Raw genomic sequence first — 12,434 nt, 5'->3', positions numbered from 1 at the left:
GGGCGTGCCCGCTTGCTGCGGGCTGTGCGCGATTGTAGCGGTACTTGGCGGGTGGCCTAAAGCACGCCACGCAGGGCGTCACGCGCCGTCCTGACCCTATCCCGGCCGTCGCCCAGCAAGGCATCGATCAGGCTGTCGCTGGATATCCCCTCCTCTACCGAGGTGTGTATGTCGCGGTGCGCCATATGGACGATCTCCAGCACGTCGGCAAGGGCGCGCAGCTGGCGGTCCACCAATCTGAGATCGCAGTGCCAGGCATCGGCGGCGGCGCGTGGATCCGGGTTGGAGCCGTCGCTGGGCGAACGCCGGCGCGGCGACGGTACGGCCACCGTGGGGCGGTAGGCGTGCCGCGAACTTTCGTGGGCCTGCAGGATGCCTTCCAGCTTCTTGACGAAGCGCGGGGGCAGCGTGTGGACGGATTCGCCGATGAGCGCGTACAAGCGCACGCTGGCTCTGAATTCTGCGGACAAGGGGTGACCTCGCATGGCATGGCCACCGGCGCCGAGGCGCGGGTTGGCGGACGGTGCGGGTCGAAGTACCGGCGTCGTACAAAGCAGTTAACCCGCGGATCATGCGATCCCCCGCACCGTCCGCCAAAAGGATGGCACGAGGGCGCATGCTCCGCCGTACCCGAAGGCGACAACGGAAAAGCTTTGCTAACGACGTTCGGGATGCCAATCCCAGCTGGCCCTACGGGTCAGCACGGACATCGTGTGCTGGTGTGGCGGACGTGTGCATGAGGAAAGTTGCGGATTTGGCGCGGCGGCTGAGGTGTTAACGGACGTTGCCGAGGCTCAGCACGAAGAGTACGCACGCTGCTGCGTAGGCGAGAAGGAGCACGGCGCTGGGGACCACGCGACGGCCCTGCAGGGCGACGGCGGTGATGACGCAGACCAGGGCTGCGCATGCGCCGAGGACGAAAAGCTGCATCGCCGCGAGCATCTTCGGGCCGGCGCCCTGGGTGGCTGAGAGCCAGATGACAAGCGCCGCGCAGAGCAGTGAAATCGTGGTTGAGATGTACCAGAGGGCTTTCATTGCTAGCCTTCCAGGGCGGCAGTTGTCTGTGGGTATCATCTACGGACGGGGTAGCCTGCAGCCGGTTTGTCTGGGCGTCCGAATCAGCTGGGCCCTGTTGTGTGCTGACGTTCCAGTTGCGCCCCCCTGCCTCTCAGCACCACGTTGTCCTGGATCCATTGAAGCTTTATCGCCACTTTGCGGCGCAGCGCACGTTCGTGGCGCAGGGCCCACAGTTCGCAGCCTTTGCGGCCGGCATCGAAGGAAGTGCAGCGTCGCATCACCAGCGGGGTATCCAGGCCATCGTCCGCATGGAGACGAGCCAGCCACGCGCCGTCGATGCGCTGGTGCATGCTGGCTACTATCTCGCCGTGGAGGAAGAGCCCGGTGGGAAGCGTGTCGAGGTGGCAGCGCGGCTTCCAGTGGAAGTGGTCTGGCATGGGGGTGAGGGTTTGCTGGGGGGCGTCCATGGGGCTGGAGGATAGGTTGGGCTGGTCTCAAGGATGGAGACGGAAATCGATGCGTCGACAGGTGGGTGCGGAGGGGGTGCGCCTGGCATCCTGGTGGCGTCGCTGGTCATACGCCGTCAACGGCGACAGTGGCATGCTGCGCATTCGTGCGGGGGACCAACGATGCGGATGACGGGTAGTTTGCTTGCAGCAAGTGCGGTAACGCTGAAAGTCGGCGTGGTATTCTGGGTGCTGGTGGCGTGGCGGACGCCGGGCGGCGAGCCATGGGACGCGCCCGCGTTCTGGACGGTCGTCTATCCCATCGCGCTGGGCATTGCGGCAGTCCTGGGCGCCTGTTTTCCCCGGCGGGCGTGGCTGTGGGGACTGTTGCTCATGGCGCTGCAGGTTCCGGTAGTGGCCGTGGTGTCGGGCTTTGGTCCGTTGTTGCTGGCCGGACTGGTATACGCACTGGTGCTGGCGGTGCCTGCCATGGCTATCGCGGCGGCGGCCGGCGCGCTGCGTTGCCGCCTGGTTACCCTGCGAGACGGCTAGACATGAATCGTCAGACCCGCTGAGAACCTGCCCATGGAGGTGGTGGCAGAGCGTCTTGGGCATGCGTCGCAGGCGGCGTTCAGTCGCGCTTACAAGCGGGTTATGGGTAACCCGCCTGGGGTAGCTCGGCGAGGGGGTGGTTGGTGTGCTTGTAAATGGGGCCGCCAGCCACGATTGCCCGCGCGGAGTGCTTCAGGAAAGCAGATGGACAACCGCTGTGCCACGGTCCAGCGCATGCCGGAGAATCTTGTAGGAGTCACGATCGAACTGCTCGGCGCCTGGTTTGATACGCCGCGCTTTGGCAAGGGTCGGCGCACTGCCGTGGTAGGCCCAGTTGTCGACAACATGAAACTGGGTCATATCCTCCCCGGCCTCCTCGATCGCGATGCGGCCGCCGTAAGGCCACGCGGTGACCTCCAGATGCGCAAGCGCGGCACGCAGGCGCAGCTCATGCTCAGCGGCGGTCTCCTTTCCGCAGCAGGCGCCAAGGCATTGGCGCAGCATGGAACGGAAACACGCGCGCCCCTTGGGCAAGCGCTCCAGACCCAGCAGCGAGTAGCACAACGCCTGATCGTCGGCGACGCGCCTGAGCGATTCCAACGCTGATCGTTCGCTGGAATACAGTCCGTAGAGCATCGGAGCGCTGGCCAGCTCATAGTCGGCCGAATTGACCACAGAAACCTCGCCACGATAAAGCCGCAGGCTGAACTGCCGAGGAAGCTTCCGCAGCAGCCGGTTGTAGAGCGGCATCTGGCGCTTGACCAGTTGCGCCTCCAGCAGCCGGGCACCCAGGTCACCCGCCGTTCGTACGCAGCTGATGCTTCGGCTTTGCCGCAGGAGCGCGGCTTCTTCGCGCGTGCGCAGATGATCCATTACACGGGTACGGACATTGATGCTCTTGCCGATATAGAGAGGCAAGCCACCTTCGATACCGTGAAACGTATAAACCCCTGGCAGGCGGGGCAGCGCTGCGGCTACCTCCCGCAGGTGGTCGGGATACAGATACTCAGATGCGTGGCTTGACCGACGTGCTTGAGCGGCAGATGAAGGCATGAAATGAAGGTTACCAGCGATATTCAGACTGCCAGCTGTATCGACGGGTGTGGCTTGATGACGTCCTGTCCGTTGACAACGGACGCACTGGCGCAACGCCTGCCGCATCGTGGTTGGTCACGCGCTCACGCTGTTGAACCAGTCGGCGTACGGTGTGTTGCTGATCATGCGCCGGTTGAGGTCGGGGGACCCGTCGGTCCACCACACGGGGCCTCGTTCGCCCAGGCCGACCTTGGCGGTGTTTACTGCCCGCCGCGCAGCGGCAAGTGCCTCCCCATCTGCCGAGGCCTTGGCTGCCTTGACGGCCCGACGTGCATCCATCAGCGCATGGACCAACTCGTCTCTGCGTTGCTCATCCAGGTCAGGATTGGTGGCTCGCCATAGCCGCCCTCGGACGATGAGGTAGCGGCCGTCCGGGGTCATCAAGGTTTCCATACGGGGGCGCCTGTGGGGTTGCTGAGCCTGCGGGTTCGAGGTTGCCACATGCGAAGCCGACGTGGTCGTCCGGTGTTGGTACCCAGCGCTGGAGCGGACAGAGGGTGCCTGCCGGGCAAGCCATGTACGTGTTCCGGTTGCCGGCCTTCACAGCCACCACGGCACCCGCAATGCAACTATGCATATCGCGACCTGCCTCATGGGTAATCTATGCCCCACTTTCGCCGTCTTCTAGGTCGTTGGCTCCGTCTGCGTCGTCTGGTCCGTTGGCGCTGGCGTGAGCACCAAGCCTCAGTCCCCGCCATCGAAGCCACCGAGGTTCCACTGCGTGCCGCGCTGTACAGCGTTGAACAGATGGAGGTCTACGGACGCTCGCTTGCGCGCCAGCATCGGGTGCGGATGCGACCCGGTGCAGAGCGCCTTCTCGGCCGCCTGCAGGCCAATGAACGCGTCCTGGAAGACGCCAACACGCTGCTCAGCAACGTGGTGCGCGAACAGCGGCCGGTGACCCCGGCCGGGGAATGGCTGCTCGACAACTACTACCTGATCGAAGAACAGATCCAGACCGCGCGACGCCACCTGCCCCGTGGTTATAGCCGGCAGTTGCCTTCGCTTGTCGCTGGCCCCTCGGCCGGATTGCCGCGCGTGTATGAACTGTCGATGCAGGCCATCGCGCACGGCGATGGGCGCATCGACGCCGACACCCTGGGCCGCTTCATCACCTCCTACCAGTCGCTCGCTCCGCTGAGCCTGGGCGAACTGTGGGCCGTTCCCATCATGCTGCGGCTGGCCCTGCTGGAGAATCTGCGGCGCATGGCGGCGCGGGTGATGCGCGACGGAACCGACCGCGGCCTGGCTGCGCAGTGGGCGGACAACCTTAATCGCGCCGCCTCCGACACCCCTACCGATGTGGTCCTGGTGGTGGCCGATATGGCACGGTCCCAGCCACCTCTGACCGGCGCCTTCATCGCCGAGCTGACCCGCTCGCTGCAAGGGCGCGGTGGCGCGTGGGCCATGCCCGTCGCCTGGCTGGAACAGTGGGCAGCCGCAGCGGGCCAGCGCATCGAGGAACTGGTCGCCGCCGAGGGACAGCAGCAGGCGGCCGACCAGGTCTCCATCGGCAACAGTATCGGCAGCCTGCGCTTTCTCTCCACGATGGATTGGCGCACCTTTGTCGAAGATATGAGCGTGGTCGAGCAGCGGCTGCGCGACGACCCCATGGGCGTCTACGCGCAGATGGATTTCGGCACCCGCGACGCCTATCGCCATGTCGTGGAAAAGATCGCCCGCGGTAGTCGCGTCGCGGAGGAACGCGTGGCGACCATCGCGCTGGACCTGGCGCGGGCTGCGCCGCTCGACGGGCCACGCACGCACGTGGGCTACTGGCTGGTCGGCGATGGCGTGAACGCTACCATCGACGCGGTGGCCGAGGTGGCACCACGCCACCGCAAGGCACCGCGACTGGCGCATCGCGTACCGATGTCGCTGTACCTGCTGCCGATCACGCTGCTCGCGGTGCTGGCCACCGGGGGCCTGCTGGCCAGCGGCAGTGGCGCGGCGCCGGTCTGGCTGGCCGCGCTGCTCGGGCTGCTGGTGTTCAGCGAGCTGGGCATCGTGCTGGTGAACTGGACCGCGACGGTGCTGGTCACGCCCAGGCCGCTGCCCAAACTCGATTTCAGCGAAGGTATCCCGGCCGCCTGCTCCACCGTGGTCGCAGTCCCCTCGATGCTGTCCAGCATCGACGGCATTGATGTCCTCACCGAAGCGCTGGAAGTCCGCTTCCTGGCCAACCGCGATCCTCAACTGCGCTTCGTGCTGCTGACGGATTTTCTCGACGCTGCGGCCGCCGAGACGCCGACCGACGACGCCCTGCTTGCACACGCCGTGGAGCGGATCGACGAATTGAACCGACGCTACGCTCCAGAGCGCGGCGATCGCTTCTACCTGCTGCACCGCCCCAGGCAATGGAACCCCGGCGAAGGGGTTTGGATGGGACACGAGCGCAAGCGCGGCAAGCTGGCAGCGCTCAATGCCCTGCTCCGCCAGGGCAATGCGACCGCCTTCATGCAGACCGTCGGTGACGTGGCGGCCCTGATCGGCGCGCGCTACGTCATCACCCTGGATTCGGACACGCAACTTCCGCGGGATGCCGCACGCGCCTTCGTCGCCACCCTGGCGCACCCGCTCAACCGCCCGCGCTTCGATCCGGCCCTGCAACGCGTGGTGGAGGGCTACGGCATCCTGCAGCCCAGCGTCGGCACCAGTCTGGGCACGCGCCGCACCTCGCGGTTTGCCAGGATGTTCGGCAGCGAGCCCGGCATCGATCCGTACTCGCGCATGGTCTCGGATGTGTACCAGGACCTGTTCGACGAAGGCTCATTCGTCGGCAAAGGCATCTATGACGTCGAAGCCTTCGAGCATGCGCTCGAGGGTCGCCTGCCCGAGAACCGCATCCTCAGCCATGATCTGCTGGAAGGCTGCTATGCACGCGCCGGCCTGGTCAGCGACGTGCGCCTGTACGAGGACTATCCAGAACGCTACGCCGCCGATGCCAAGCGCCGTGCGCGCTGGATCCGCGGCGACTGGCAGCTGTTGCCCTGGTTGATGCCGTGGACACCGCGCCCGGGATCGGGATGGGAACGCAACCGGCTCAGCCTGCTCTCGCGCGGCAAGTTGCTGGACAACCTGCGCCGGAGCCTGGTGCCGATCGCAGCCTTGGCCTTGCTGGTGGCGGGTTGGCTGTATGCCGAAAGCCAGGCTGCGTGGACGGCATGGGTGCTGGCACTGTGGTTCGCGCCGCCGCTGATCGGCATGCTGCGCGATGCGCTGAGCGTTCCGGACGACACCCCGCTGGAAGCGCACTACATCATGGTCGGGCGCGGCACGCTGCAGTCGTTGCTGCGCGCGGCCACCCAGGTTGCGTGTCTGCCCTACGAAGCGTTGCTGGCCGGTGGCGCGGTACTGCGCACGCTCTGGCGCATGACCGTCACCCGCCGCCACCTGCTGCAATGGAACCCGTCCAGCGAAGTCGAGCGCCGCCTCGGCAGTGACCGCGGCGCGGAATGGCGGGTGATGGCGCCGGCATCATTGCTGGCGGTTGCGCTGGCGGCGGTCGTGGCGACTTTGGCTCCGCAGGCGCTTCCTGTCGCCCTGCCGCTGCTGTTGGCGTGGACCTTCGCCCCTGCGTTGATGGCGTGGCTCGGCCGGCCGCCGGCCGCAAGCGTGGCCGAACTTTCCGTGACACAGCGGGCATTCCTGGGCCGGCTGGGGCGGCGCACCTGGTCGTTCTTCCAGGCATGGGTGCGCGAGCAGGATCACTGGCTGCCACCGGACAACATCCAGGAGCATCCCACCCTGGTGGTGGCGCGGCGCACCTCGCCGACCAACATCGGCCTGTCCCTGCTGGCCAATCTGTCCGCGTGGGATTTCGGCTGGCTGCAGCTGGGCGCGGTCGCCGAACGTACCGCACTCACCTTCGATACGCTGGACCAGTTGCCGCGCCATCGCGGCCACTTCCTGAACTGGTACGACACCGAAACCCTGGCGCCGCTGCAGCCGCGCTACGTCTCCACCGTGGACAGCGGCAACCTGGCCGGCCATCTGCTTACCCTGCGGCAAGGTCTGCTCGCGCTGGTGGACGCGCCGGTACTGGCGCCACACACGTTCGACGGCCTGGCCGATACGCTCGGCGTGCTGGAAGAGGAACGGCAGCGCCATCGCCCCGCTGACGCACTACTGGGCGAGGCGCTCAACCACCTTCGCCAGCGTCTGGCGGCAACGCGTACGGACCACCCGAGTGGGGCGGCACAGCTGCTCGCCCGGTTGCAGGAGCTCGCCGGCCTGGCCGATGCCGTGCTGGCGCAGTGGCCGGCACCGCCAGCGCCTGAGGAAGGTGAGCTGCACTGGCCGGCCCTGTTCGCTGCCGAATGCCATGCCGCCCACGCGACACTCGCCGACCTGCCTGCCGATGCCGCAGTGGACGGCGAGGCAGCGGTGCCCAGCCTGCGCCAGTTGGCCGCCCTGCCCGGTTCCGCCGGTGCGGACGCGCGCGCGCGCATCGAGCAGCTGCAGGCGCTGGCGCACCGTGCCGGGCAGTTCTCGCTGATGGAATACGGGTTCCTGTTTTACCGTACCCGCAACCTGCTCTCGATCGGTTATAACGTCGACGACCACCGCCTCGACAACAGCTTCTACGACCTGCTGGCGTCCGAAGCGCGGCTGTGCGCCTTCGTCGCCATTGCCCAGGGGCAGTTGTCGCAGGAGAGCTGGTTCGCGCTCGGCCGGATGCTCACCGAGGTCAACGGCACGCCGACGCTGTTGTCATGGAGTGGCTCGATGTTCGAGTACCTCATGCCGCAGCTGGTGATGCCCAGCTATCCCGACACGCTGCTCGACCAGACCGCGCGGCATGCGGTGGAGGCGCAGATCGTCTACGGCCGCACCTTGAACCTGCCGTGGGGCGTCTCCGAGTCCGGCTACAACGCGGTGGATGCCCGCCTGAACTACCAGTACCGCGCGTTCGGTGTGCCCGGGTTGGGACTCAAGCGCGGCCTGGGGCAGGATCGGGTGATCGCTCCCTATGCCAGCATGATGGCGCTGATGGTGGCACCGGAGGCGGCGTGCCAGAACCTCCAGGTACTCGAAGGTCTCGGGTTCACCGGGCGCTTTGGCATGTACGAAGCGATCGACTACACCCCCGCCCGGGTGCCGCCGGGGCAGGATCACGTGCTGCTGCGTTCGTTCATGGCCCACCACCAGGGCATGGGCCTGCTGTCGCTGGATTACCTGCTGCGCGACCAGCCGATGCAGCGCCGTTTCGTTGCCGATACCGAGTTCCAGGCCACCTTGCTGCTGCTGCAGGAACGCATCCCGCGCATCGGCCTGTTCCATCCGCATGAAGTCGAAGCCCTGGGCGAGCATTCGGCCATGGCCGAGCACGAGACCTCCCTGCGCGTCCTGCGCGACCCGGGCGGCCCGCGCCCGGAAGTGCAGCTGCTCTCCAACGGGCGCTACCACGGCATGCTGACCCATGCCGGCAGCGGCTACAGCCGCCACGGCGACCTGTCGCTCACCCGCTGGCGCGAAGACGGCACCACCGATGCCTGGGGGTCGTTCTGCTACCTGCGCGACGTGGACAGCGGCGAGTTCTGGTCTGCCGCCTACCAGCCCACCTGCGTGCCGGTGGACAACTACGAAGCGATCTTCTCCGACGCCAAGGCAGAGTTCCGCGGTGCGCGCCGCGGCTGCGAGAGCCATCTGCAGGTCGCCATCTCCGCCGAGGACGACATCGAGCTGCGACGCCTGCGCCTGACCAACCGCGGCCGTCGCCAGCGCACGGTGGAGATCACCACCTATGCCGAAGTGGTGCTGGCCCCCGCCGCATCCGACGACGCGCACCCGGCCTTCAGCAACCTCTTCGTGCAGAGCGAGATCCTGGCCGCCAAGCAGGCCGTGCTGTGCACGCGCCGACCCCGTTCGCATGACGAAGTGCCACCGTGGATGTTCCATCTGGTCGCCGTGCATGACGCCGCAGTTGTGGCGATCTCCTACGAAACCGACCGTGCGCGCTTCCTCGGTCGTGGCAATACGCCGCGGACGCCGCAGGCGCTGACCACCGATGCCGAGCTCTCCGGCACGGACGGTTCGGTGCTCGACCCGATCGTGGCGATCCGCGTCCGCGTGGTGCTTCAGCCCGAGCAGACCGTGCAGCTGGACATGGTGTTCGGCATCGGCGTCGATCGCCCTGGTTGCGAGGCTTTGGTAGACAAATACCGTGACCGCCGGCTGGCCGACCGCGTCTTCGACTTGGCCTGGACGCACAGCCAGGTGGTGCGCCGCCAGATCAACGCCAGCCAGGCCGAAGCCTCGCTGTACGAGCGTCTGGCCAGCCACGTACTGTATGCCAATCCGCTGCTGCGCGCGGGCGCCGCCGTCCTCCAGCAGAACCAGCGAGGACAATCCGGGCTGTGGGGCCATGCCATCTCCGGCGACCTGCCGATCGTCCTGCTCAAGGTCACCGATGCGGAGAACGTGGAACTGGTCCGGCAACTGGTGCAGGCGCATGCGTATTGGCGCCAGAAGGGCCTCAACACCGACCTGGTGATCTGGAACGACAGCAAGGCCGGCTATCGGCAGGAACTGCAGGACCAGATCCTGGGGATGGTGGCCGCCAGTTCGGAGACGGGCCTGCTGGATCGCCCCGGCGGCATTTTCGTGCGGCCGGTGCAGAACATGAGTCATGAGGACCGCATTCTGCTGCAGGCGGTGGCACGGGTGGTGATCAGCGACGAGGACGGCACGCTGGCCGCGCAGGTCGGACGCCAGCCGCTACCTGTCCGGCGCATTCCGGCCCTGGTGCCGCAGGCGGAGCAGCAGGAGCTGGCACTGGCGATGGACGCGACGCCCGGGCTGCCCGTCGTCGCCGATCCGGGCCCCGAACCCGGGCTGCCCCCGGGCGTCGAGCACGACGAAGAGGTGGACGATCCGTGGCCGTTCCTTCCGTATCGCGGCGTCGGCCGGTTCGACAACGGCACCGGTAGTTTCAGCGAGGACGGCCGCGAGTATGTCGTGGTGCTGCGCGAAGGCGCCCCGACACCGGCGCCGTGGGCGAACGTGATCGCGAATGCCCGCCTGGGCACGGTCGTCAGCGAGAGCGCGCCGGGCTACACGTGGTTCGAAAATGCACACGAATTCCGCTTGACGCCCTGGCTCAACGACCCGGTGTCCGACACCGGCGGCGAAGCCTTCTACGTGCGTGACGAGGACAGCGGCCGTGTCTGGTCGCCGATGCCGCTGCCATGCCGGGGCACCGGTGCCTACCGTACCCGCCACGGCTTCGGCTACACGGTGTACGAGCATATCGAAGACGGCATCGCCAGCGAGTTGTGGGTCTTCGTCGATGTCACTGCGCCACTGAAGTTTTCGGTCCTGCGGTTGCACAATCTCTCGGGCCGGCCAAGGCGGCTGTCTGCCATCGGCTACGTTGAGTGGGTCATGGGTGACCTGCGCCCGAAGTCACGCATGCACGTGGTTACCGAACGCGACCCGCAGACCGGGGCGCTGCTGGCGCGCAACAGTTACAGCACCGAGTTCGGCGGCCGGATGGCCTTCTTCGACACCGATGCCGAGGGTTGTGGCTGGACCTGTGACCGCCTGGAGTTCATCGGCCGCAACGGCGGATTGCACGCACCTGCGGCATTGCGTCGCGAGCGCCTGGATGCACGGTCCGGTGCCGGCCTGGATCCCTGCGCGGCGATCCAGGTGCCGCTGGAGCTGGCGCCGGGTGAGCGCAGTGAAACCACGTTCCGCCTTGGCGCGGGGCGCGACCGCGAGGAAACGCTGGCGTTGGCACGCAGCCGCCAGGGCAACCAGGAAGCCATCGATGCGCTGGACGCCGTGCGCATCCACTGGCGCAACGTACTGGCCACGGTGCAGGTACGCACCCCGGACCCGGCGTTGGACGCACTGGCCAATGGCTGGCTGGTCTACCAGACCCTGGGCTGCCGCTACCTGGCACGCAGTGGCTACTACCAGTCAGGCGGGGCGTTCGGCTTCCGTGACCAGTTGCAGGACGCGCTCGCTTTGGTACACGCGCGCCCGGACCTGACCCGCGAACATCTGCTGCTCTGCGCGGCACACCAGTTCACCGAAGGCGATGTGATGCACTGGTGGCACCCTCCGCAGGGTCGAGGCGTGCGTACGCGCTGCTCGGACGATTACCTGTGGCTGCCCCAGGGCGCATGCCGCTACCTGGAGGTCACCGGCGACGCCAGCGTGCTGGATGAAGTAGTCGGCTTCATCGAGGGGCGCGCGGTGACAGCCGAAGAGGAAGGCTACTACGACATGCCTACCCTTTCGGCACAGCGCGGCACACTGTATGCGCACTGCGTCGTTGCGCTGGAGCGCGGGTGCCGGTTGCTCGGCGAACGTGGGCTTCCGTTGATGGGCAGCGGCGACTGGAACGATGGCATGAACCGCGTCGGCGACCAGCAGCGCGGTGAGAGTGTGTGGCTCGGCTTCTTCCTGCATGACACGCTTCGCCGCTTCATCGGGCTGGCCAACGCCCGTGGCGATGCCTCCCGTGCCCAATGGTGCGAAGAACAGGCCGAACGCCTGCGCCAGAACCTGGAACAGCATGCCTGGGACGGCGCGTGGTATCGCCGCGCCTGGTTCGACAACGGCGCCCCGTTGGGCTCGTCACAGAACCAGGAATGCCGCATCGATTCGATCTCCCAGAGCTGGTCGGTATTGTCGGGCGTTGCCGCGCCTGAGCGTGCCAGCCAGGCGCTGGATTCGCTGTACACGCATCTGGTGCGCAAGGACGCCAAGCTGATCCAGCTCCTCGACCCGCCCTTCGACCGGACCACCGAGGACCCCGGCTACATTCGGGGTTACGTACCGGGCGTGCGCGAGAATGGCGGCCAGTACACCCACGCGGCGGTGTGGGCGGCGATGGCATTCGCACAGCAGGGAGATGCAGTGCGTGCCTGGGAGCTGGCCGGCATGATCAACCCCCTGAACCACGCACTGGACGCGGCGGCGGTCCAGACCTACCGCGTTGAACCCTATGTGCTGGCCGCCGATGTCTACGCCGTGTCGCCGCATGTCGGACGAGGCGGATGGACGTGGTACACCGGGTCGGCCGGGTGGATGTATCGCCTGCTGATAGAGTCCCTGCTCGGCATCCGTCGCGACGGCGATCGTCTTTCGCTTGAACCTTGCCTGCCGGATCACTGGCCGTCGTTCGAACTGAGCTACCGCTTCGGGCGCAGCCTGTATGAGTTCGTGGTGACCCGTACTGCGCAGGGTGCGCCTACGCTGCATGTGGATGGCGTTTTGCAGCCGGACCTCACCGTCCGGCTCCGCGACGACGGACATTGCTACCACGTCACGCTCGACCTGGGTTCATCCTCGGGATGAGCGTGCGGCCAG

The 12,434-nt window shown here is 66.9% G+C and carries 7 protein-coding genes; 2 read left to right on the top strand and 5 right to left on the bottom strand.

The genetic code is table 11. The features are described 5' to 3' along the window. Positions 1 to 56 precede the first annotated feature (56 nt). The 3 genes from H9654_RS00845 to H9654_RS00835 all read right to left on the bottom strand — a co-directional run bounded on the left by H9654_RS00845 (position 57) and on the right by H9654_RS00835 (position 1,484). Complete coding sequence (locus H9654_RS00845) at positions 57 to 446, bottom strand: hypothetical protein (protein ID WP_191768274.1); 390 nt, start codon at positions 444 to 446, stop codon at positions 57 to 59. Positions 447 to 774: 328 nt separating this feature from the next. Then, positions 775 to 1,035: a hypothetical protein gene (locus H9654_RS00840; RefSeq protein WP_191768272.1), complete on the bottom strand. Its 261-nt coding sequence runs from the start codon at positions 1,033 to 1,035 to the stop codon at positions 775 to 777. An 83-nt stretch (positions 1,036 to 1,118) separates the two neighbouring features. Beyond that, positions 1,119 to 1,484: a hypothetical protein gene (locus H9654_RS00835; protein WP_225211776.1), complete on the bottom strand. Its 366-nt coding sequence runs from the start codon at positions 1,482 to 1,484 to the stop codon at positions 1,119 to 1,121. Between the two features lie 168 nt (positions 1,485 to 1,652). Between H9654_RS00835 and H9654_RS00830 the strand changes: the two genes are divergently transcribed. Next, positions 1,653 to 2,015, top strand: a complete 363-nt coding sequence (locus H9654_RS00830; RefSeq protein ID WP_191768268.1) for a hypothetical protein — start codon at positions 1,653 to 1,655, stop codon at positions 2,013 to 2,015. A gap of 192 nt (positions 2,016 to 2,207) precedes the next feature. Here H9654_RS00830 and cho read toward each other — a convergent pair whose 3' ends face one another. Together cho and H9654_RS00820 are read right to left on the bottom strand one after the other, a co-directional pair. Then, positions 2,208 to 3,068 carry an excinuclease Cho gene (gene cho / locus H9654_RS00825; RefSeq protein ID WP_191768266.1) on the bottom strand — a complete coding sequence of 287 codons (861 nt, stop codon included), beginning with the start codon at positions 3,066 to 3,068 and terminating at the stop codon, positions 2,208 to 2,210. A 117-nt stretch (positions 3,069 to 3,185) separates the two neighbouring features. After that, entirely contained in the window at positions 3,186 to 3,503 is a 318-nt protein-coding gene (locus tag H9654_RS00820) for a hypothetical protein (protein WP_191768264.1), read from the bottom strand. 210 nt (positions 3,504 to 3,713) lie between these two features. Here H9654_RS00820 and H9654_RS00815 point away from each other — a divergent pair, with 210 nt between their 5' ends. Beyond that, positions 3,714 to 12,422 carry a glycoside hydrolase family 94 protein gene (locus H9654_RS00815; protein ID WP_191768263.1) on the top strand — a complete coding sequence of 2,903 codons (8,709 nt, stop codon included), beginning with the start codon at positions 3,714 to 3,716 and terminating at the stop codon, positions 12,420 to 12,422. The last annotated feature ends 12 nt before the right edge of the window (positions 12,423 to 12,434 follow it).

Source organism: Stenotrophomonas lacuserhaii (assembly GCF_014836545.1).
Lineage (GTDB): Bacteria > Pseudomonadota > Gammaproteobacteria > Xanthomonadales > Xanthomonadaceae > Stenotrophomonas > Stenotrophomonas lacuserhaii.
The sequence above is the reverse complement of the archived record's forward strand: the minus strand, read 5'-3'. Positions and strand labels throughout refer to the sequence as shown.